A 23,818-nucleotide genomic window follows, 5' to 3' on the forward strand; every position below is an offset into this window, starting at 1 on the left:
ACGACCACCGGGCCGCGGCCCCAGCACCGGCCGAAGCGGCCAGAAATTCAGCCGGGCAGCGCCGTTTGCTGCGCCCGCGTATACCCGATGCGCGGCCCCTTCCTTAATGCAGTGGCATTAAGTAATATCGAAAGGTGCCTGATAACGTGCGGACGGTTGGGCACGACACCACGCTCCCTCCTCCTGCGCAGCAGTTCCGGCACCCTGGTCACGATGCAGCCAACCATGAAATCAGCGCAGTCGACGCTCGCTCGTTTGCAACCGGCCGGAACCCGCGCACGGACTCGCCGATGAGCAAGTCACGCTTCTCCGACCAGCGCGAAGCCCAACCCCGCCGCGACCCAGCCGTGTCGCGCCGTCGAGCCCTGCTCGCCATTCCGGCGCTCGGCGTGTTGGTGCTGATCCTGCTGTGGACCGTGATCTTCGCGCGTCTGTCGGTCGAGAAAGAAGCCACCAATCGCGAGGCCATGGCCTCTGCCGCGATACTCTCCGCGGCGCTGGAGCAGCACACGGTCAAGGCGATTCACCAGGTCGACCAGATCACCCGCTTCGTCAAATACGAGTTCGAGAAAACCCCTGGGCATTTCGATCTTGCCAGCACGGTCGAAAAAGGCGTGGTGCAAAGCGAGACGCTGGTGCAGGTGTCGTTGATCGACGAACACGGCACGTTGATCGCCAATACGGCCGAACTCAATCCAAAACACATCGATCTGTCCGACCGCGAACACTTCAAGGTTCACGAGCACGAGAACGACGACCAGTTGTATATCAGCAAGCCGGTGCTCGGCCGCGTGTCCGGCCACTGGACCTTGCAGATGACGCGGCGTCTGAATCATCCGGACGGTTCGTTCGCGGGCGTCGTGGTGGTGTCGGAAGATCCCAGCTATTTCACCAGCGACTTTTATAACAATGCAGCGATCGGCCGCGAAGGCGTGATCGCGGTGATCTCGGACAACGGCACCGTGCTCGCGCGGCGCACCGGCAGCGCCGACAGCGCCAACGGCACGTTCTCGGCGAGCGGCACCTACCCGACCTCGGAACACGTGTCGGGCACCTACATCGATTCGATCGACAATGTCACGCGCATCGTGTCGTACCGGCATATCGACGGCTATCCGCTCGGCGTGCTGGTGGGTCTGTCGCAAGCCGAGGAATTCGCCGACTACAACCACACGCGCAACGTCTATCTGCTGATGGCGGGTTTCATCTCGCTCGCCATGCTGAGCTTCTTCGCGGTGGCTACAGGACTGATCGGCAAACTGCTCGGCCGCGAGCGCGAGATGACGCATCTGGTCGAATACGATCTGCTCACCGGTCTGCGCAATCGCTACGCGACGCTGCAGAGCCTGCGTCATGACGTCACGCAGCCGGCCAACCTCGGCTGTCTCGCGATTCTGTTTATCGACCTCGACAACTTCAAGACCGTCAACGACACGCTCGGCCACAACGCCGGCGACATCGTGCTGCAGATGACCGCGTCGCGCCTCGCTACCGCTGTCGGTGAGAGCGGCGCGTTGAGCCGCATCGGCGGCGACGAGTTCGTTGTCGTACTCAAGGGCGACGACGTCGAGAAGCAGGCGGTCGCGCTCGCCGAAGCGGCGGCGGACGTGTTCGCCAAACCGTTCGAAGTGCGCGGCAGTTCTTTCGTGCTGCATGCGAGCATTGGCATTGCGCTGTATTCGGTCGCGAACGAAAGCGAGATCGACCTGCTGAAAAAAGCCGACCTCGCGATGTACAGCGCCAAAGATGCCGGCAAGAACTGCTACCAGTTCTATTCGCCGCAACTGTCGCACCGCGCCGATCATTTGATGAAGTGGGAACAGCAACTGCGCGTGGCGCTGACCGAAGGTCAACTGTTTCTCGCCTATCAGCCGAAGATCGACCTGACGCGCCGCTGCATCACCGGCTTCGAGGCACTCGTGCGCTGGAACCATCCGCAGCACGGTTTGATTCCGGCGAACGAATTCATTCCGGTCGCCGAATCGACCGGCCTGATCGTGCCGATCGGCGACTTCGTGATCGAGACTGCCTGCCGGCAACTCGCGTTGTGGCAGCAACAGGGCTACGACACGCTGTCGCTCGCGGTGAACATTTCGGCGGTGCAGTTCTGGCGCGGCGACCTGTATGAAACCATCTCGCACGCCATCGAGGAAAGCGGCATCTCCGCGCGCCGCCTCGAACTCGAAATCACCGAAACGGCGATGATGGAATATCCCGAACTCGTCTCCGAGAAGATCTTCGCGTTGAAGCGTCTCGGCGTGCGCGTCGCGCTCGACGATTTCGGCACCGGCTATTCGTCGCTGTCCTATCTGAACCGCTTCTCGGTGGATACGCTGAAGGTGGACCGCTCGTTCATCCAGGCCATTCCCGGCGACCGCAGCGTCTGCGTGATGGTCACCGCGATCGTCAACCTCGCGCGCTCGCTCGGGCTCACCGTAGTGGTTGAAGGCACCGAGACTGAAGAGCAGATCGCGTGGCTCGCCGCGCTCGGCCATATCGAGGCGCAAGGCTTCCTGTTCTCGCGGCCCGTGCCGGTGGAGGCCATCCCCGCGCTGCTGGAACGCTTCGGCGTATGCGGCATGGCTGGCCGTCGCACCACGCATGAAGTGGACAACGCCACCATCATCTCCAGCACGAGCGCCAGCGCCAATCCCTGAGCCTGATGGCGCGCAATGGCCTCACCACGGCCGCCTAAAACCGGCTACATTCACGCACTACCGCATCACAGCGCGATGCCCGCCACCGGCCGCGCCACCCTATCACAATGATCCCGGAGGGTGGGCGCGCCGCGTGCCGGTCGCCCGCGGCGCCATGCAGACGATCACGAGCCAGGATGCCGCCCGACGAGGCGCACGAGAACCACTATGGACGCTATTCCGGGTCGTATTCGGCCTGTCGGCGCTGTCATGGGGCGGCCTCGCGCTGATGGCGCAACTCGAAAACCACTACGTCGAACGCGAAGGACGGCTGTCACGCATCGCCTTCTCCGATCTGATCGCGCTCGCGTGGATGGTGCCCGGTCCCGTGGGCTGCAATGTCGCCGTGCAGGTGGGGCATGCGCTGCGCGGACGCGCCGGCGCGTGGATCGCGGGCGTCGCCAGCGTGCTGCCCTTCTTCATGCTGATGACGCTGTTCGCAATCTTCTACCGCACCCCGTTCGTGCGCGCCGCCGCGTCGCAAACCTTGTTGAATCACTTCAGTGTCGTGCTGGCCACGTTGATCGCCGTCACCTGGTATAAGCAGGCGCGCGCGCTGCTGCGCGGCAAGCTCGAATGGATCGCGGCGGCGCTCGGCTGCGTGGCGCTTTTCTATGCGCGCAGTCCCGCTGCTTATGTGGCGATGCTCGGTGCAGCCTTCGGCGCGGGCTGGGTGATCAGCCCGATTCGCAATACGCGGCTTGTCGTGTCGTTCGGACGCGGCGACCGGCATCTGCTGATCGCGCTGTGCGTGCTGCTGGTGCTGTTCGCGGTGCCATTGCCGACCCGCTATGAACTCGCGCTGCTGTGGCCGCGTCTGGCGGGCGCCGGGATGACCTTGTTCGGCGGCGGCTTCTCCGCGCTGCCGGTTTTGAAGACGCTGTTCGTCACCCCGGCGATCGGCGTATCGGACAATGACTTCACGCTGGCGTTTTCTTTGTCGCCGCTGTCGCCGGGTCCGCTGCTGAACGTGGTGCCGTTTTTCGGCTATCTGGTGGATGGCTGGGTGGGCGCGCTGATCGCCACGCTCGCGTTATTCGTGCCGTCGGGCTGCCTCGTCGTGCTGGCGCAGCGGCATCTGCATCAACTGAAGGCGAATCCGCGCTTCGAGCACGGCATGCGGATGCTGCGCGCAGTGACCACCGCGTTTCTTGCGGTGGCGGTGCTGCGCATTGCCGGGCATGTGCCGTTCAAACCAGCGTATCTGATCACCGCGCTGTTTTCCGGCATGTGCTTCGTAAAGCTGAAGGTGCCGGTCTACGTGGTGTATGGGACGGTGGCAGTGGTGTGCGGGTTGTGGCTTGCGTATGGGGCGCTGCCATAGACCCGCTTGCCGTGCGCATTCGTAGCGCCGCCCAGGCTGCGCGGCAGCCTTGCCACGCAGCGGTCCTGCTTCAGGCCTGCAACATCAGAATCCGCGCGACAGCACGGCGACACCGATCGTCACCACGCCAAGCACGATATTGATCAGCACCAGACGCCGGATCGTACCGACCGCTTGCGCGCCGTCCGGCCATTTCTGCGCCTGCACCGCACGCCGAATGCGCGGGAACACCGCAAACCGGATATGCCCGAAGATCAGCATCATCACGATGCCGAGGCCGGCCATGGCATGCAACGGCCACGTGGCGTGACCGCCGCCGAATTGCATCAGCAGGAATCCGCCGGTGATCAGAATCACCAGCACCGCCGCCGCGACCCAATTGAAGAAACGGCTAAACACCGATTCCCACAAAGGCAGGCGTAATTGCGGCGATAAATCGGCAATGGCCGGGCGCAGACAGAAATGCGCGAAGATCATCCCACCCACCCACACCGCGACCGCGAGCAGATGGAGAAAGAGTGCGAGTTCGATAGCTTTGTTCATGTTGTTTTCCTCTCCCGACGACGCCATGCCGCTTATGACGAATAATATTTGCGGCGGCTATTGAGCGCATTCGACCGCGCGCTGTGCGTGCAGTTCCTGACGCGTGAGGCTTTTCCCCGCGGCGAGCGCCCCGCATGCTAGCAGAGGCTCGCCGCGCTCGAACGTCAAGCTTTGTTAAGCCGCCGGCACCGGACGCATACCATCGAGCTTCATCTTGCTCTCGGGCGTGCGTCCCTTGCGCGCCCGTTTGCCGACGTGCGGCGCGAGCGCGGCGGGGCCGAGCTTTTCTTCGTCGACGCGGCCACCGCGCCGCGTGCCGATCAGGATCACGCCCGCGTGATTGACCGACAGCGCCTGCACCAGCGTTTCGTTATCGTCGAGCCCCATCAGCGTGACGCCGCGGCCACCGCCCGACAGCGTCTTCATCTCGTCGAGGCCGAACACCAGCAAACGGCCGCCCGACGACAGACAGGCAATGTGCGTGGCATCCGGCAGCATCGGCATCGGCGCGAGCGGCGCGGCGCCGGCGTCGATCGTCATGAACGACTTGCCCGCCTTCACGCGGCTCACCATGTCGCCGACCTTGGCGACAAAGCCAAAGCCGTTGCTCGACGCGAGCAGCAAGGCCTGATCCGCGGATGCCGCGTAGTAATGCATCAGATGACTGCCCGACTCGAGTTCGATCAGCGACGTGACCGGCACGCCGTCGCCACGCCCGCCCGGCAGTAGCGCAACCGCCACCGAATAGACGCGGCCGTTGCTGCCCCACGCGACCAGCGTGTCCGGCGTGCGGCACTGGAATGCCGCATAGAGGCCGTCGCCGGCCTTGAACGTAAAGCCCGCCGCGTCGAGGCCGTGGCCCTTCAGCGCACGCACCCAGCCCTTCTGCGACACGACAACCGTGACCGGCTCGTCGACCACCCGCGCTTCGAAGGTAGCGCGCTTTTCCTGCTGGATCAGCGTGCGGCGCTCGTCGCCGTATTGCTTCGCGTCGCCCTCGATTTCCTTGATGAGCAGGCGCTTCATGGCCGATTCGCTGCCGAGCAGTTCTTCGAGCTTGGCCTTTTCGTCGCGCAGTTCGGCCAGTTCCTTCTCGATCTTGATCTTCTCAAGGCGCGCCAACTGACGCAGCCGGATTTCAAGAATGTCTTCGGTCTGCCGGTCGGACAAGCCGAACGCGGCCATCAACGCGACCTTCGGCTCATCCGCTTCGCGAATGATGCGGATGACTTCGTCGATATTCAGAAAGACGACCATCCGGCCTTCGAGGATGTGAATCCGGTCGTTCACCTTCGACAGCCGATGACGCGTGCGGCGCGTCACGGTCGCGAAGCGGAACGCGATCCACTCCTGCAGAATTTCGCGCAGGCCCTTCTGACGCGGCCGGCCGTCGCCACCCACCATCACCAGATTCAGCGATGCGTTCGATTCTAGGCTCGTATGCGCGAGCAGCGTGTTGACGAAATCGGTCTGGTCGATACGGCTCGACTTCGGCTCGAACACGAGACGCACCGGCGCATCGCGGCCGGATTCGTCGCGCACCGCGTCGAGCAGCCCGAGCATGGTCTGCTTGGTCTGCAACTGTTCGGGCGTGAGCGTCTTCTTGCCGAGCTTGATCTTCGGGTTGGTCTGCTCTTCGATTTCCTCAAGCACCTTCTGCGCGGCCGTATTCGGCGGCAGTTCCGTGATCACCAGTTGCCACTGGCCGCGTGCGAGTTCTTCGATCTTCCAGCGCGCGCGTACCTTCAGACTGCCGCGACCGGTTTCGTAGGCCGCGGCGATTTCCGCTTCGCTCGAAATGATCTGGCCGCCGCCCGGGAAGTCCGGCCCCGGAATGTGTTGCATCAATTCGGCATGCGACAGGTTCGGGTTGCGGATCATCGAGACCGCGGCGCCCGCGACTTCGCGCAGGTTGTGCGACGGAATTTCCGTGGCCAGACCCACCGCGATACCCGATGCGCCGTTGAGCAGCACGAACGGCAGACGCGCGGGCAGCAGCCTCGGCTCGTCGAACTCGCCGTCGTAGTTCTTCATGAAATCGACCGTGCCCTGGTCGATCTCGTCGAGCAGCAGCTTCGCGATCGGCGTCAGGCGCGCTTCGGTGTAGCGCATGGCCGCTGCGCCGTCGCCGTCGCGCGAACCGAAGTTGCCCTGGCCGTCGATCAGCGGGTAGCGCATCGAGAAGTCTTGCGCGAGACGCACCAGCGCGTCGTAGGCCGACTGGTCGCCGTGCGGGTGGTACTTACCCAGCACGTCGCCGACCACGCGCGCGGACTTGACCGGCTTCGCGTTGTCGGACAGGCCCATGTCGTTCATCGCAAACAGGATGCGGCGCTGCACCGGCTTCTGGCCGTCGCACACGTCCGGCAGCGCGCGGCCCTTGACCACGCTCACCGCGTACTCGAGGTACGCGCCTTCCGCGTAATTGCCGAGCGTCAGAAAGTCGCCCTCCGGGGGCGGCGGCGCGGTGAAAAGGTCGAGAGTGTTGTCGTCGTCCATCTAGATTCCGTATCCGTGTTTGGCTTGAAGTGTGTTCAGGGAGGTCGAGCGCGCTTCTACGCGCTCAGATGTCCGCTTCCACTTCATTGCCCTTTTCTTCCAGCCAGCTGCGGCGCGAGGCCGCTTCGCCCTTGCCCATCAGCATGGTCATGCGCGCTACCGTGGCGTCGTAGTCGAGTTCGCCGAGCGCGACCGGCGTCAGACGCCGCGTGTCGGGGTTCATGGTCGTGTCCCACAGCTGTTCCGCGCTCATTTCGCCGAGGCCCTTGAAGCGGCTGATCGACCACTGCGTGTCGCGCACGCCGTCTTTACGGAGTTTGTCGAGGATCGCTTCGAGCTCGCCCGCGTCGAGCGCATACAGCTTCTGCGCGGGCTTCTTGCCGCGCGCCGGTGCGTCGACCCGGAACAACGGCGGACGCGCGACGCACACATGCCCGCGCTCGATCAGTTGCGGGAAATGCTTGAAGAACAGCGTGAGCAGCAGCACCTGAATATGCGAACCGTCGACGTCAGCGTCCGACAGAATGCAGATCTTGCCGTAGCGCAGATTCGACAGATCGATCTTGTCGTCCGGGCTATGCGGATCGACGCCGATCGCTACCGAAATGTCGTGCACTTCGTTATTGGCGAACAGCCGGTCGCGTTCGGTTTCCCACGTGTTCAGCACCTTGCCGCGCAACGGCAGGATCGCCTGATATTCCTTGTCGCGGCCCATCTTCGCCGAACCGCCCGCCGAGTCGCCCTCGACGAGGAACAGTTCGTTGCGGCCAATTTCCGTCGACTCGCAATCGGTCAGCTTGCCCGGCAACACCGCCACGCCCGAGCTCTTGCGCTTCTCGACCTTCTGACCGGCACGCGTGCGCGCCTGCGCCTGCTTGATGACGAGGTCGGCGAGTTTCTTGCCGTGCTCGACGTGCTGATTCAGCCACAACTCCAGCGCCGGCCGCGAGAACGACGACACCAGTTTGACCGCGTCGCGGCTATTCAACCGTTCCTTGATCTGCCCTTGGAATTGCGGATCGAGCACCTTGGCCGACAGCACGAACGAGACGCGCGCGAACACGTCTTCGGCGAGCAGCTTCACGCCCTTCGGCTGCAGGTTGTGCATTTCGACGAAGCTCTTGACTGCCTGGAACAGACCGTCGCGCAAACCGGATTCGTGCGTGCCGCCCGCGGGCGTCGGAATCAGGTTCACGTACGACTCGCGCATCAGCGTGCCTTCTTCGCTCCACGCGACGACCCACGACGCGCCCTCGCCTTCCGCGAAAGTCTCTTCGCTCGTGCGCGAGTTCTCGACGAAACGCTCGCCCTCGAACAACGGGATCAGCAGATCGCTGCCGTTCATGCCTTCGAGCAGATAGCCGCGCAGACCGTCTTCGTATTTCCAGGTTTGCTGTTCGCCGGTTTTCTCGTTGATCAGCGTGACTTCGACGCCCGGCAGCAGCACCGCTTTCGAGCGCAGCAGACGTTGCAGTTCGCCGAGCGGCAGGTTCGGCGAATCGAAGTATTTCGGATTGGCCCACGCGGTGACGCGCGTGCCGGACTTCTTGTCGCCCTTCACGGCGGAACGCACTTCGAGCTCTTTGGCGACGTCGCCATTGGCGAAGCTCAGATCGGCGACCTTGCCGTCGCGCCACACGGTGACGTCGAGGCGGTTGGACAGCGCGTTGGTGACCGACACGCCGACGCCGTGCAGGCCGCCCGAGAACGTGTACGCGCCGCCCGCGGCTTTGTCGAACTTGCCGCCCGCATGCAGGCGCGTGAAGACGATTTCGACGACCGGCACGCCTTCTTCCGGATGCAGACCGAAAGGAATGCCGCGGCCGTCGTCTTCCACCGAGACCGAGTGGTCCGCGTGCAGCGTGACGGTGATTTGCCGGCCGTGGCCGCCGAGGGCCTCGTCCGACGCGTTGTCGATGACTTCCTGAATGATGTGCAGCGGATTTTCGGTGCGGGTGTACATCCCGGGCCGTTGCTTGACCGGCTCGAGGCCCTTCAACACCTTGATCGACGCTTCGCTATACGCGGCGTTTGGCTTTTTCGTAGACATGGTTGACTCGGGTGCGGCGGTTCATCGTTGTCCACAGCTCCTGTGGACAGGTCCGTGGACAATGCGTTGACTTTTCAAAAAAAGCGAAACGAAACAACGGAGTTAGGTCTCGTGCCCGCCATGCGGGCATGCCTGTTCGCGGGGTATTTTACTGATTTCGAATCAGGCGGCAATTCACTACGTGCCGGATTGGCCATCTGGATAAGGGGCGACGTGGACGAAGACCCCGTTTTGATCTCGACGAGCGACGGCTGGCGGGCGCGCCGCGACGCACAGCGCGCTATCGCGCCGCGCTCGCGGCCGCCGCCCGCGCGCATCACTTGCGACGGTTTTCCAGTTCGTCCCAGCGTTCCAGCGCGACCAGCAGTTCTTCGTCGATCGCGGCGTAGCGTTCAGTCAGGCGCGTGCCCTCCTGCGGGTCTTTAGCGAACACGGAACCGTCTTCCAGTTGCGCGCCGATGGTCTTCTGCTCGGCTTCCAGCGCGGCGATCTTCGGCGGCAGCGCCTCCAGTTCGCGCTGTTCCTTGAAGGACAGCTTGGCGGCGCGCTGCTGCGTATTGCGGGCCGCCGGTTCTTTGGACGCCGCGGCGTCTTTGCCCGCTTCTTTACCGGCTTCCTTCTGTGCCTCAAGCGCCATTTGCTGCGAGCGGTCGCGCTGAATCTGCCAGTCGGTAAAACCGCCGACGTATTCGCGCCACTTGCCGCCGCCTTCCGCCGCGATCACCGAGGTCGCGACGTTATCGAGGAACGCGCGATCGTGGCTGACCAGCAGCACCGTGCCGTCGTATTCGGTGAGCAGTTCTTCGAGCAGTTCGAGCGTGGGAATGTCGAGGTCGTTGGTCGGTTCGTCGAGCACCAGCACGTTAGCCGGCCGCGCGAACAGACGCGCCAGCAGCAGACGGTTGCGCTCGCCGCCCGACAGCGACTTGACCGGCGAACGCGCGCGTTCCGGCGCGAACAGGAAGTCGCCGAGATAGCTCATGACGTGCTTCTTCTGGCCGTTGACTTCGACCCATTCGCTGCCCGGGCTGATCGTGTCGGCGAGACTCTTTTCCAGATCCAGTTGCGCGCGCATCTGGTCGAAATAGGCGACCTGCAGATTGGTGCCGACGCGCACCGTGCCTTCGTCCGGTGCGAGTTCGGCGAGGATCATCTTGAGCAGCGTGGTCTTGCCCGCGCCGTTCGGACCGACGAAACCGATCTTGTCGCCGCGCATGACCGTGGCCGTGAAGTTGTCGACCACCGTGCGCGAACCGTAGCGCTTGGTCACGTCGGTCAATTCGGCGACGATCTTGCCGGACTTCTCGCCCTGGCCGACGTCGAGCCTGACGTTGCCCTGCACGTTGCGGCGATCCGCGCGCTGATTGCGCATTTCCACGAGCCGCGCGATCCGGCCGACGCTGCGCGTGCGGCGTGCCTCGACGCCTTTGCGAATCCACACTTCTTCCTGCGCGAGCAGCTTGTCGAACTTGGCCGCTTCGACCTGTTCGATTTCGAGTTGCTGCGCCTTGCGCGTCTGGTAAGCGGAGAAATTGCCCGGATACGACAGCAGACGGCCGCGATCCAGATCGACGATACGCGTGGCGACACGGTCGAGGAACGCGCGGTCGTGGGTAATGAAGAACAGGCCCGCGCGCAGCGAGACCAGCAGGTCTTCGAGCCAGCGAATGCCTTCGAAATCCAGGTGGTTGGTCGGCTCGTCGAGCAGCAGCACGTCCGGCTGCACGACCAGCGCGCGCGCCAGCGCCACGCGCTTTTGCATGCCGCCCGACAGCGAACCGACGCGCGCTTCGCCGTTCAGGCCGATCTGCTGCAGCGTGGTGGCCACGCGCGTGCTCCAGTTCCACGCGTCCACCGAGTCCAGCGACGATTGCAGCGTGTTCATGCGGTCCATCAGCGCATCGTGCTCCGCGCCTTCCGGCTCGTCGGCGAGCTGATTGGCGACCACGTCGTATTCGTCGAGCAACGAACGGGCGTGCGCGAGGCCTGCAGCGACCGCCTCGAACACCGTGTCGTCCGTATCGAACTCGGGTTCCTGCGGCACGTAGACCGTGGTCAGGTTCTGTTGACGCGTGACGAGGCCGTCGTCAGGTTTGGTCAGATCCGCGACGATCTTCAGCAGCGACGACTTGCCCGCGCCGTTACGGCCGATCAGCCCAACGCGCTCGCCCGCTTCGAGAGAGAAATCCGCGTGATCGAGCAACGCGACGTGACCGAACGCGAGTTGCGCCCCGGTAATGGTGTAAAGCGACATGGAGAATTGGAGAAGACAGCGATGAGTCGGAACTGCCCATTGTACCGGGCGCGCGGGGCGGTGCCTGTATGGCGGAAGAGATAGGCTGTTTGGCGGGGTTGTGAAACGTGGAACGGCCGGGTGAGCGGCCGGTTCGGCATCTGCGCCGAGCCGGCCGGCCTGTGCGATGCGCGATTACTTCACGTGTACGGTGATGGTCTTGCTCATTTCCGGACCGTACGAACGATGCATGCCGTCGCCGAACTGCAGCGTCAGCGTGTGATCGCCCGGCGGCAGCGTCAGATCGGTCTCGGTCTGGCCCTTGCCGAAGTGCAGCGACTTGTCGGTCGCGGGAATCACCTCGCCCTTGGGCAGCGGCTGACCGTCGATCAACAGATGATGATGACCCGTGCCTTCGGTCATCGTGCCGGCCGGCGCGATCTTCATGCCGTCGACGGCGAACACCACGTGCACGGGATTGCTGACGGTTGCGCCGTCCGCCGGCTGCACGAACGACACGCTTGCCGCCTGCGCCACGCCCGACACGGCGAGCAATCCAGCCAATGCCGCACCTGCCAGCCATTTGTTTTTGAACATCGTTTTTCTCCTTGTTGGATACGAAAATGATGCGCGGACCGAGCCGGCGATAGCGGCCTGACCGTCTGTGGCCGATCGTCGCAACCTATGCCGGACGCCCGGCGCGGCTGTCCAAACGACGGGCTGCGGATCAGAGCATACACGCTGTGCGTGACGGAATTCGCGGGGAGTTCGCCGGTCTGGCGCGAGTTGTCGTTGGCGCTTTGCGGCGGCGCAGCGTCGGTAGTTTTCGGTCGAATTGACAAATTCCGGTAATATTGCGGGTCGCCGCCGTGCCTAAAAAAGGGGCAGACGGGCGGATCATTGCATTGAATAGAGAGAAGAGTACGTCGTGAGCGAAGTAATTGAAGTGACTGAATATAAGAGCTGGGTCTGCCTGATTTGCGGCTGGATCTACAACGAGGAAGAAGGCATCCCCGAAGAAGGCATCGAGCCGGGTACGCGCTTCGCCGCGATTCCGGAAGACTGGCGCTGCCCGCTTTGCGACGTGGGTAAGGCGGAGTTTGCGGTGGTGGAGTTTTGAGGTTGGAGTGAGTTTGCTCGTTGAGTGAGCTTTGAGTTTTGGGCTCGACACGCTGCGATGGTGGCGTGACGGCACGGTGGTTCTGACGGTCCGGCAGGGATTGCCCGCTGGGCCGTTTTGCGTTTTGGGGTGGGCTTTTCGCGGGTTGGCGTAGGCTCGACGCTGCCCTCCTCGCGGCCGGGTCGGTTTGATATACTCTGCGCTCGCTGGTGAAGTTGACTCGCTCGATCCCGCAGTGCCCAACAAAAGGCCGCACGGGTCGAAGCGATCTGGTCCGGCTTCGGTCCCTCTCCCTGTAGTTCAGAGGGTGGAATGACAACCAGAAGACCCGCCAGATAAGGCGCGGCAACAGTGCTGTAGCATTTTTGTAGCATCGAAAAACGAGCCCGCCAATGCGGGCTTTTTGCTGTCTCGGATGCCCGTGATCGACCCAGAGCGGTCAATCAGGCGATGGAAAAGCGGACATTCGAATATTGAAAATCACTGGGCAGATTTGCCGGGATCGGTGGATTGACGTGTTTCACCTATACCAGGATGCGGTTTAATGACATCGTAGATATACGAGGCAATTAGTGATCCCGCCACTCCGAGTGATATCGCGAATACACTTGATATTAATAACGCAATAACGGGCTTTGTTTTTGCGAAATCGAGAGACCTATAGTAAAGAGGCTTCCGAATTTTCTTTATTTCTTTTTGAACAGCCTTGATAGTCTGATTCGGAACATGCTCACTCTTACTTCGCGTCTCACATTCTCCGCACACAATAGGCTTATTGCATGATTCGACGATATCAGTCTTTATGCCGTTCATATCAAAAAGGCATCCGCGCGTATCATCGTGAGTAAAACTTTGCGCCGCACCAATTTGCGGAATTGCGTTCCCTGATCGCCGGTAGCGAAGTGAATATGCGTACAAAACACGCAGAATTGCGTTTGCAAGCGGAATATTCTCCGCATTTAAGATTTCTTTTATTTCAAAAAAAGTGAAGACAATTTGATTTTCGCCAAGAGGCCTAGCATACCAATTGTCTTCGAGCGGAACATTAACAATCGCGATCAAAAAATCGGCGCTATAATTTTTCTTTAGAGGGAGCTGCCTCTTAATCAATTTATCGGAGAACGCCCAATTCCCTATATCCGAGTCACCGCGTAATTCATAGTTTTCCACGCCACCGACAAGCTCGAAAACCTCCGATTTCCACCCCGAGACCGTGTTGAAGTTTAGGTGCAGCGGAAAACGACCAACAGTTACGAGTTTAATTTTTACTTTTTCCATGTGCTCACTGTCACAAAATAGATGATGCAGAGTCAACCGGTACCACAGCCCCGCCGCGTGACTCCGGTCGTCAGCATACAGCGGGAGGTAAATGTCTGCATTCGAGAAGTTAGTGGAAATGTCCGAATTTGGCCGATTGCTGCCTGTGACCGGGTCGCTCGCGTTGACGCCTCCAGCCGTCCTACCCTCAGTTAAGTGGATCTGACATGCATAAGTCCCGCCGGCGCCGGCGCGTTCTGGCTCGGAACTGTCCCGTCTATTTCCTGCTTGCGCTTTCTGGCCACACCACGTCGCCATCGACGGCATATAGACGGCAGTGGTGAAAGAGCCTGTTGCACGCCTCCTGCGCTTCGGCGGCTGGATCAATTCCCAGCGAGACCGCCTCCCAGGCACCATTTGACGAAATAGAGAAGGCACGCGGGCGGCGCATTTTCAGGAAATTCCGGTATCCTTCCCTGCCCTGCGCGTTCAGGTACGGCACAGCGCTCACATCCCCCAACTGGGCAAAGCGCGTCGCGACGGGTACGGAGCTTGGCCGTGTCCATACAACATCGTTATCGACCGCGTAAAGCCGGCAGTCCGAACTGGCTTTTCCGCACAGCTTCAAAGCTTCGAGTTGCGCGTCAAATCCTTCGGAACTTGACGCCGCGCCGTGCGGGCCGATAGCGAATGCGCGTGGCGAAGGCATATTCAGGAATGCCCGGTAATACGCATAATCATGCTCCGTCAGGTAGGGCAATGCCTGCATGTCGTCGAGCGCCGCGTAGTGGCTCGGAGCAGGTGCTGGCGTCGGCATATACTCGGGACTCACCTGCGTGTGCGGTAATCCCACCTTTGCAAGAAACGCGTCGAGTTCGGGCACCCACAAATGAAGGGCTGCGGCCGAACCCAGAAGGTTGTGCGAATCAGCGCCAAACTGGCCGTAGGCCACAAGCGTCGCCGGACCGCCCGCTGCGACGTAGTGCTCATACATCGCGCGCCACACCGGTGTGGGGAATACCGCATCGTTATCGCCGAAGAACCAGATGGACGGAGTTGCCGTGCGCGCACCCAACCGCGCCGCAGCGTCGCTCAGTGCAGTGTCCTGATCGGCGCAGTCGTTTGCCCGCATGCCACCTGCGAAACTCACCAAAGCCTTGACGCCCGGTACGTTCAGCGTGCCGAGTGCCAGCGTGTTCCAGCCACCGAAGCTCTGCCCCGCCACCACAATGCGACTTCCGTCGATATTGGGTTGCTGTTTCAGGTAATCGATCACCGCCCGAATGTCGCGCGCCGCATCCAGGCCAATGGCCACATCGTCGCAACCATGTTGCAACAGATGACCACCCGAGCCGGCGTAGCCCCGCATCATTGGCAATGCGACCGCGTAGCCGCGCGACAGAAAGTAATACGCTGAGAATGTGAGGTAATAACGTGGCTGGTCACTGGGCGCCGTATTTCCGGTCGCACCATGATTCATCACGGCCAACGAAAAGGGACCTGGGCCCTTCGGCGTGTAAATGGTCATCTGCAGGTCGACAGGACGATCGGGGTCGCCCGGCACCGTAATAACGCGTTCGCTCTCTAGCGCCGCGGCCGGTGCTTTGGATGCCGCCTTGGGATCGTCTGCCAGCGCAGGTCGTGCCGCACCCAGCCACAGAAGGATGATGAAAAAGAAAAACCACCCTTTGCTAAACGTCATCTGGATTCGAGTGAATAGTTGTCAGCAAAGTTTTCCACGCCCAGCCGGCCAAGCTTCGCCGCAAGCTGCACCTTCGCGTTATGCCAGTCGGTCAGCGCCTGCACGCGCCGCTGCCGGGCCGTCGCCAGCGAGGTCTGCGTATTGAGCAATTCCAGAATATTGCCCACGCCCGCGCGATAGCGCTCCTCGGCGGCATCGAACGAGAGACGCGCAATATCCAGAATGGTCGCGCTATGTGCCGCATTCTCCGTCGCGGTGCGTAAAGTCTGATACGCCGTCCACACGTCAAGCGCGACCTGCTGCCGGGTTTCGCTCACCACGTCGAGCTGGTGCTCCGCTTCCGCCTCCGCCTGGCGGATCTGGTAATGCCGGCCGAATCCCTCGAAGAACGGTATCGTCAGCTGCACGCCGATATACGCGTCGTGCCCGGTCGCAGGGAAACTCGGAATCCCGAGCCCCAGACTCGCCGGCTGATTGTTGCGGCTGTATTTCGCGACCAAACTCACATTCGGTAGGCCTTCGTCACGCGTCTGCGCAACCTTCGCGCGGGCGGCTTCGAACTGCGCCTGCGCAGCAAGTACGCTCGGATGCGACCGCTTCACGTCGTCGATCAGCTCACCGACCGACTCGCTGAAGACCTGGTCGGGCTGCGCGCCCGCCGACACCTCGGGCACGACAACTGGTTCGCCCGGATCCAGTCCCATCTCAGAAGCAAGTGTTCCCGTCGCCGTCTGCGCGTCGCCTTCCGCTTTCGTGAGATTGAACACCGCCTCGTCGTGCTGGGTCTGCGCCTGCAGCTCATCCGTGATGGGCGCGACGCCTTTGTCGACGCGCGCCTGCGCGGCGGTCAGGCTGTCGCGCGTCATGCGTTCGATATCGGCCGCCGCGATCAGCGCGCCTTGCGCAGCCTGCGCTGCGTAATAGTCCTTCGCGACATTACCGAATTCCGTTTGCAACGTCGCATTCTGCGTTGCGCGCGCGGCGCTCAGCATTTCGGACACATTGCGCAGCGCCGCTGCCCGGCCGCCGAAGTCGAACAACACCCAGTTCAGCGTCGCGCTTTCGGAGCGGATCGTGGACGACGTACTGGAGCTGAGTTGCGGCTCTCCGGTGACATTGGTTGCCGAGTTGTCGCGCACGCCCTGCCACGTGCCGGACAGCGTCGGCAGGAATGCAGCGCGCGCGACGCCAACCGCTGCTGCCTGTGCCTTTACGTCAGCCCAAGCCTCACGCGTTTTCGGGTTGTTGCACAACGTGCGCTCGACCGCTTCGAGCAGCGCGAGCGGCCGCCCCACCGCGCCGAATACGCACATGCCCGGTGAGCTGATCAACTCACCCGCAGCCGTCGCGGGCACGCCCTGCTCGGCTCTCAGGATATCGATCGCATGCGCGGGCAAGCAGGCGGCAAGCGTCAGCACGGCACCGCCCGTTAGCGACAATCGCCACAAACGGCTACCGCTCATGCATGCTCTCCTGCGCGCCCTCGACCATTGGTCCAAGCAGATAGTGCGCAACGCTCTGACGCCCGGTCTTGATCTCCGCCGTGACGCTCATGCCCGGCGTCAGCGCGATCCATTTATTGTCGATGCGCATGCGATTCGTGTTCAGGCGAACACGCGCCGTAAATGCCAGCCCCAGTTTCTTGTCCTGCACCGCATCGTTTGATACCGAGACGACCGTTCCTTCCAGCATTCCGTAGCGCGTATAGGGAAATGCCTCGATCTTGACCGCCGCGCGCTGGCCAACATCGACAAAGCCGATATCCTTGTTCTCGACGGTCGCCTCGACTTCGAGCGCATCGTCCGGCACGATTTCCATCAACGCCTGCGCGGTCGTCACGACGCCACCGAGCGTGTGCACCGCCATCTGCTGCACCGTGCCGGCAACCGGTGCGCTCAGGCTCATCAAACCCGTGCGCGTATGCGCCTTCGCTTCGTCGTTGCGGCTCTGGGTCAACTGCTCGCTGGCTTTCTCCTGCTCGTACAGTTGCTCACGGAGAAACTGCGACTCGGCCGACGCGATGTCGGCGCGCTGCTCCGCAATGCCAGCGGCCAGTTCGCGCGCGTGGCTGCGCTGCGCATCGAGCTCATGCTCCTGTTCGAGTGCCGTCTGTTCCTTGTCCAGATAGTCGTGCTGCGCGACATATTTCTTCTCCGACAGCGTCTTGTAGTCGTTCGCCTGTGCCCTCGCAAGCGGAGCCGTAGCGACGAGCTTCGCGATCTCCTGGCGTGTACTGTCGAGTTCGGCCCCGCGTTTCTCAAGCTCGGCGCCGGCCGCGCGCTGTTTGTCCTCGAACTCGAGCCACGCACCTTCGGCAAGCCGCTGCGCTTCGAGCTGGCGCTGTTCCGGCGCACCGTCGACGATCGCAACCCGCGGCGCACAGTTGTCGCGCTGCGCCTCAAGCAAAGCCTGCGCACGGGCGGCAGCTAGTCCCGCGTCGAGGCGGCTCGCACGGGCCTTGTCCTCGTCGGCCGAGGCCTGCGAGGTATCGAGTTTCATCAGCAGTTGCCCGGCCGTCACCCGATCGCCGTCCTGCACAGCGATTTCGCGCACGACGCCGGTAATCGCCGGCTGCACAATCTTCACGCGCGCGTTGGGTACGAGCTTGCCCTTCGCGGTCGCGACGATGTCGAGCCGCGCAAACAGCGTAATGGCGAGCACGATAACGGTGAGCGCCACCAGAATGCGCGCGCTCCAGCGCGGCGCCGGATGTACCGGCGTTTCGACCAGCTCCAGCTGCGCCGGCTGGAACGCCAGTTCGTATTCGAGTTTGGCGGGTGCGTCAAACTGTCGACGGATTGACCATGCGGCGCGCCAGATGGCCGCATAGCGGCGGCCGAGATCAGCCAATGCCTGTAATCGTAGTCGCATGATCAGCTGTTCTGCAGGAAGACGAGATGGGCGTAGTAGCCGCCTTTGGCGACCAGCGCGTCGTGCGTGCCGCGCTCGACGATCCTGCCCCTGTCCATCGCGATGATCTGGTCCGCGTGACGCACGGCCGTCAGACGGTGCGCAATGATGATGACCGTGCGGTTCGCGCAGATGGCCCGCATGTTGTTCTGGATTACGCGTTCCGTTTCGAAATCGAGCGCGCTGGTCGCTTCGTCGAAGATCAGGATGCGCGGATTGGTCAGCAGCGCGCGCGCGATTGCGAGCCGCTGGCGTTGCCCGCCCGAGAGGTTGCCGCCGTGCTCCTCAACCGCCGTGTCGTACGCCTGCGGCAGCTCGCAGATGAACTCATGCGCGCCGGCCAGTTTCGCGGCGTGAATCACTGCGTCGAGCGGCGCGCCCGGGTCGGTCAGCGCGATATTCTCGCGAATCGTGCGGTTGAACAGCAGGTTCTCCTGCAGCACCATGCCGACTTGCCGACGCAGCCACGCGGGGTCGGTCAGCGCCAGATCGATGCCGTCGATGCGCACCGTACCCTGCTCCGGCAGGTAGAGCCGTTGCAGCAGTTTAGCGAGCGTGCTTTTACCCGACCCCGAACGGCCGACGACACCGATCACCTGACCGGCACCGATCTCCAGCGATACATCGTCGATGATCGGCGGGCCGTCCGGTCTATAGCGAAACCGGATGTTCTCGAAGCGGATGTCGCCCTTGAGCGCGGGCAATGCCTGGCGGCTCGGCGGCGCTTCTGTGCGCGAGTTGAGAATGTCGCCCAGCCGGCTCATCGAAATGCCGATCTGCTGGAAGTCCTGCCAGAGCTGAGCGAGACGCAGAACCGGCGACGCCACGCGCTGCGACATCATGTTGAACGCAATCAGCTCACCTACGGTCAGGCGTCCGTCGATCACGAGCTTCGCGCCGAGCAGCAGAGTCGCGAGCGTGACGAGCTTGCCGACATACTGGATCAACTGCTGGCCGATGTTACCCAGTTGCGTCACGCGGAAACCGGCCGACACATAGGCCGCGAGCTGGATCTCCCACTTCTTGACGAACTGCGGCTCGACCGCCATCGCCTTTACGGTCTCCACGCCAGAGACGGTCTCGACGAGGAACGATTGATTGTCCGCGCCGCGCGCGAATTTCTCGTTCAGGCGCCGTCGCAGAGTGGGCACGAACGTGCCCGAGACCAGCGCGTACACGGGCAGCGAAGCTGCGACGATGAGCGTCAGCCACACGCTGTAGATACACATCACGCCGATGAACACGAACGAAAACACCAGATCAATGACGGCGGTCAATGCCTGCCCGGTCAGGAAATTGCGTATGTTCTCGAGTTCGCGCACGCGCGCCACGGTGTCGCCTACGCGCCGTGCCGCGAAATACGGCAGCGGCAATGCGATCAGGTGGCGGAATAAGCGCGCGCCCAATTCCACGTCGATACGGTTGGTCGTGTGCGAGAAGATGAAATTGCGCAGTCCGGTCAGCAGCACCTCGAAGGTCGAGCTCACGAACAGCGCAATGCCGACGACCGCCAGCGTGTTGTACGTACGATTGACCAGTACCTTGTCCATCACGATCTGGAACATCAGCGGCGAGACAAGACCGAAAATCTGCAGGATCAGCGAAATCCCGAGCACTTCGAGCAGCAGGCGCCGGTATTTGACGATCGCCGGAATGAACCACGAGAAGTCGAAGCGCGCAAGTTCGCCCGCGAGCGACGCGCGTGAGGCGAACAGCACCACCTGGCCCGTCGTGCGTTCAGCCAGGGTATCGAGCGGTACCACGGTGGGTGCCGTTGCATCAGCCTCCAGGATGAGTGCCGTCTTGCCGTCGCAACGGGCGATGATGAAGTGATCGCCGTTCGCGTCGAGCGCGAGCGCGGGCAGTGGCATGTGGTCGATCCGGTCGGCTTTGAGCGGCGCGAGCCGTGCCTTGAGGCCAAGCGAGCGGGCGCTGAGGATCAGTGCGTCGCTGTCGAAGGGCTGGTCGCCGCTTCCAGCGGCGTGCCGCAGTTGCGAGGCGTCCGCCGCGATGCCGTGGAAACGGGCAATCACGACCAGGCAGGCCAGGGCGGGATCGGCGGCAGCGGATAGTTCAACGGCGGGTGAACTTAGTTGTTCGGTAACGTCTGGGGCATTCACGGAATTGTTAACGTCCTGGATGCTGCAACCGCGGCTTGTCCGGCGCGGGCTGTACGGGTACACAAAAGACGCCCACGACCATCATGGTCGTGGACGCCTGAACAGCAGCTAGCGATGTAACATCAGTGCGCGCTGGCGAGCAGCATCGATTCCTGCGCGGTCTGTGCCGGCGCCAGGGTCGAGCTTGCCGCGGATTGCGTGCCGTAGGACGCCATTGCGGCGATAAGCGAACTGAGCTGCGTATCCGAGAGCGTCGCCGTATTGCCCTCAGCGCTCGACGTGACATTCGGGTTGTACTTCAGATCGACGCCTGCGATGTCGCCCGTTTTACCGTTCGCGTACGTGAATGAACTGTCGACCAGGATCTCGTTGCCGTTGCTGTTCTGGCTGACCTGCGTTCCGTTCAGATCGATCGAGGTGATGCCCAATTGTGACAGCGACAGCAGTTCGCCCGACTGGAAGTTCGCCGTGCCGGTGGGATCGACCCAGACTTTCAGCGAATTCCAGAGGGCGTCGCTGCTGGTCAGCGAGCCGTCCGACGTCCCGTCGACCTGCTGGGCGAGCGACTGCAGCGCGCCAAAGCCGCCGACGAGTTGACTGTCCTGAGTCACCGCTGTCGAATTTGTAGCGTCGTTCGGGTCATAGACCAGGTAGCCCTCGCCGGCTGTGCCCCAACCGGTTTGTACCTTCTTTCCATTGTTCTGCATATCGAACGAAGCACCGGACGTCGACAGCGAGGTAGTCGCGACACTATCACCGTTGAGGTTCAGGATGATCGGGTCAATGCCATCGGGACACATCGTAACCGTAAGGTTACTGCCCGGCACACCACCGCCCTCTGTCGGCACTGCGTACGCTATGACCCCGTTGTCACCTCCTAGTACCGGAATGGAGGGAAAACTACTACCAGTAACGGGAGAAACGGCATTAAAAGTGCTGACGGGGGTACCGTTTGTCATGTTTTTGTTGCCGACTACATAGTTGTTTGCGGATGAGAAGAATACCGAGCCATTGTTCGCATAGACGTAATTTCCAGTCCCATGGACGTTTATTATTATTTGGCTAGCGTTGTCACCCGCATAGATATAATTGTTATCGCCATTGACTTCCAAGGTTGACTTTGGAACAACCGCTCCCGCACCGACTACGATCTCTGAGCCGGACGCGTCAATGACGTTGTTGACTCCGTTATCGATGATGGATGATCCGGAACTCATCCCGATGTCGTTGCCGTTACCGTTCACGCTGACGCTACAACTGCTCCCCATGATCAAGGAGTTACTCGTGCCAGTAAGAGCGAAACTCGTACCGTTCGCCGCAGTGATGGTAGAGAGCTGCGAAGTAACGTTGTAATTCGTGCCGCTGAGCAAGGTGAGGTAATCCCCTGTACCTCCAAGATTAACGTTGTCGCTGCCGCCGGAAATTGCCGTTGTACTAGCCGATTGACCTGTCGCGAGATTAGCACCAACGTTGATCTGGTCTAAAACCGCCGTTATGGTGTTGTTAGTCGAAGTGTTGAACGTTAGTCCTGTACTTCCGGCGGTTACAGACGTGCCCGCGCTGAGGTACACCTGATCGCTGATGCCGTTGATGAGATCGTTCTGCCCGATGACGGCCAACGTGTTTGCCGTACCCCCGTTGATTGTGCTGCTGTTGCCTATGACTGTCGTTACCCCTGCCGACTGACCAGACACAAGATTACTTCCGACATTGATCTGATCGGAAATCGCGGTGATAGTATTGTTCGTGGAAGTATTAAAAACTAGTCCCGTACTGCCCGTCGATACGGACGTGCCCGCGCTGAGATACACCTGATCACTGATACCATTGACGAGATCGTTCTGCCCGATGATAGCCAGCGTGTTCGCCGCACCTCCATTAATCGTGCTGCTATTACCTATAACTGTCGTGACGCCTGCTGACTGGCCAGCTACAAGGTTACTTCCGACATTGATTTGATCGGACAACGCCGTAATTGTATTGTTGGTCGAAGTATTAAAAACCAGACCGGCACTGCCCGTCGATATAGACGTCCCAGCACCCAGATAGACCTGATCGCTGATGCCGTTGATGAGATCGTTCTGCCCGACGACAGCCAGCGTGTTTTGCGTGCCGGCATTGATCGTGCTGCTATCTCCGATAACTGTCGTCACCCCTGCTGACTGGCCAGCCACAAGGTTACTTCCGACATTGATCTGATCGGAAATCGCTGTAATTGTATTATTGGTTGACGTGTTAAAGATGAGGCCGCTACTGCCCGTCGATACAGAGGTACCCGCGCTGAGATAGACCTGATCGCTGATGCCATTGATGAGATCGTTCTGCCCTATAAGAGCTACTACGCCCGCCGTACCTGCATTGATCGTGCTGCTGTTGCCTATAACTGTTGTCACACCGGCAGACTGGCCAGCCGCAAGATTGCCAGCGATGTTGATCTGGTCTCCAATACCAGTGATCGTGTTATTGCTCGAGGTGTTGACGGAAAAACCCGAACCACTCGTCGTCAACGACGAATTTGCTCCAAGAAATACTTGGTCACTACCGCCGTTGACTGTGGCACTTGACGATGCGGCCAGATTAACTTGAAAGCCTCTGACGTCTGAATTCACGCCTTGACCACTGATGTACTCAACGTCTGTCGCACCATTCTGCGCGAGCGTCACACTACTTGTTACAGCACCCTGATTAGTCACTTCAGAATACTGAAACGCTCCCCCTCCAAGCGATGTCGTGGCAATCGTGTCGCCAGGGGTCCCCGCCATGATAATTGCAGGATTACCGTCCGGGCCATTCATGGGTGTCAGCATATCCCCGTCTTGCGACGCAGGTACATTTCCGATCCATTTGTTAAAGCCTGGCAGGAACGTGTTGTTAAACCAACTCCCCGCATTGTCGAGAACCGGTACGACGCCAATCAATATGCCGAACGCGTTTGCGCGTGATGCAATTACTGCCATCTCCTCAGCCAGCGCACCGTCGCCGAGCCCTTGTGCAGCGGCCGCAATCGCCGTCGCCGCACCGCCCCCAATTCCAGCGGCATCATTTGCGACTGACGCCAAAGCTGCATTCTGGACACTGGCGCTCTGATTTTGTGCCACGGCGTTTTGATAAGCCGCAACATCATTTGTGATATTTGTAAGACCACCGACCGTCGACAATGCTGCAGATAAAATCGGATTTCCTGACAACGCTTTTACCGCGCTTGCCAAATTGGCAGCACTACCAATAACGGCCTGCTGTGCACTTACCGAATCCGGATCATTTTTAAGCTGCGTGCATGCATTAAGGTAATTTATCCACGAATTGACGAGCGATGTGACGTTCAGCGTAGTTTCAGAAACAATCAATCCTGACATAATTTATT

At 61.3% G+C, this 23,818-nt stretch carries 14 protein-coding genes; 3 read left to right on the plus strand and 11 right to left on the minus strand.

What is annotated here, in order from left to right; all coding sequences use genetic code 11:
• Positions 1-290: 290 nt before the first annotated feature.
• A complete protein-coding gene (locus FA94_RS13970; RefSeq protein WP_035552047.1) occupies positions 291-2,657 on the plus strand; it encodes a bifunctional diguanylate cyclase/phosphodiesterase in 2,367 nt (788 codons plus the stop codon).
• 154 nt (positions 2,658-2,811) lie between these two features.
• On the plus strand, positions 2,812-4,020 hold the full coding sequence (locus tag FA94_RS13975) for a chromate transporter (protein WP_035562089.1): 1,209 nt from the start codon (positions 2,812-2,814) through the stop codon (positions 4,018-4,020).
• A gap of 84 nt (positions 4,021-4,104) precedes the next feature.
• Here FA94_RS13975 and FA94_RS13980 read toward each other — a convergent pair whose 3' ends face one another.
• The 5 genes from FA94_RS13980 to FA94_RS14000 form a co-directional block, all read right to left on the minus strand.
• Positions 4,105-4,563: a CopD family protein gene (locus tag FA94_RS13980; protein ID WP_035552051.1), complete on the minus strand. Its 459-nt coding sequence runs from the start codon at positions 4,561-4,563 to the stop codon at positions 4,105-4,107.
• Between the two features lie 174 nt (positions 4,564-4,737).
• The gene (gene parC / locus FA94_RS13985; RefSeq protein WP_035552056.1) at positions 4,738-7,062 is read right to left on the minus strand and encodes a DNA topoisomerase IV subunit A; all 2,325 of its coding nucleotides are present in this window, start codon (positions 7,060-7,062) and stop codon (positions 4,738-4,740) included.
• Between the two features lie 64 nt (positions 7,063-7,126).
• The gene (gene parE, locus FA94_RS13990; protein ID WP_035552059.1) at positions 7,127-9,112 is read right to left on the minus strand and encodes a DNA topoisomerase IV subunit B; all 1,986 of its coding nucleotides are present in this window, start codon (positions 9,110-9,112) and stop codon (positions 7,127-7,129) included.
• Positions 9,113-9,428: 316 nt separating this feature from the next.
• Positions 9,429-11,366, minus strand: coding sequence for an ATP-binding cassette domain-containing protein (locus FA94_RS13995; protein WP_035552062.1), 1,938 nt, complete (start codon positions 11,364-11,366; stop codon positions 9,429-9,431).
• A 174-nt stretch (positions 11,367-11,540) separates the two neighbouring features.
• The gene (locus FA94_RS14000) at positions 11,541-11,942 is read right to left on the minus strand and encodes a DUF4399 domain-containing protein (RefSeq protein ID WP_035552065.1); all 402 of its coding nucleotides are present in this window, start codon (positions 11,940-11,942) and stop codon (positions 11,541-11,543) included.
• Between the two features lie 331 nt (positions 11,943-12,273).
• Between FA94_RS14000 and FA94_RS14005 the strand changes: the two genes are divergently transcribed.
• On the plus strand, positions 12,274-12,465 hold the full coding sequence (locus FA94_RS14005) for a rubredoxin (RefSeq protein WP_035552069.1): 192 nt from the start codon (positions 12,274-12,276) through the stop codon (positions 12,463-12,465).
• 480 nt (positions 12,466-12,945) lie between these two features.
• On the opposite strand, the gene FA94_RS37985 is transcribed toward FA94_RS14005, so the two are convergent.
• From FA94_RS37985 to FA94_RS38620, 6 genes are all read right to left on the minus strand, one after another.
• A complete protein-coding gene (locus tag FA94_RS37985; protein ID WP_081935920.1) occupies positions 12,946-13,743 on the minus strand; it encodes a hypothetical protein in 798 nt (265 codons plus the stop codon).
• 256 nt (positions 13,744-13,999) lie between these two features.
• Positions 14,000-15,424: an alpha/beta hydrolase family protein gene (locus FA94_RS14010; RefSeq protein ID WP_051980566.1), complete on the minus strand. Its 1,425-nt coding sequence runs from the start codon at positions 15,422-15,424 to the stop codon at positions 14,000-14,002.
• Positions 15,421-16,887 (minus strand): TolC family protein, encoded by a 1,467-nt coding sequence (locus tag FA94_RS14015; RefSeq protein ID WP_035552072.1) that lies wholly within the window; start codon positions 16,885-16,887, stop codon positions 15,421-15,423. The genes FA94_RS14010 and FA94_RS14015 overlap by 4 nt, the downstream gene beginning before the upstream one ends.
• Positions 16,877-18,295, minus strand: a complete 1,419-nt coding sequence (locus tag FA94_RS14020; protein WP_035552074.1) for an HlyD family type I secretion periplasmic adaptor subunit — start codon at positions 18,293-18,295, stop codon at positions 16,877-16,879. The genes FA94_RS14015 and FA94_RS14020 overlap by 11 nt, the downstream gene beginning before the upstream one ends.
• 2 nt (positions 18,296-18,297) lie before the next feature.
• Positions 18,298-20,454 carry a type I secretion system permease/ATPase gene (locus FA94_RS14025; protein WP_081935922.1) on the minus strand — a complete coding sequence of 719 codons (2,157 nt, stop codon included), beginning with the start codon at positions 20,452-20,454 and terminating at the stop codon, positions 18,298-18,300.
• Between the two features lie 122 nt (positions 20,455-20,576).
• On the minus strand, positions 20,577-23,810 hold the full coding sequence (locus FA94_RS38620) for a beta strand repeat-containing protein (RefSeq protein ID WP_156126629.1): 3,234 nt from the start codon (positions 23,808-23,810) through the stop codon (positions 20,577-20,579).
• Positions 23,811-23,818: the final 8 nt, after the last annotated feature.

This window comes from Burkholderia sp. 9120 (assembly GCF_000745015.1).
Lineage (GTDB): Bacteria > Pseudomonadota > Gammaproteobacteria > Burkholderiales > Burkholderiaceae > Paraburkholderia.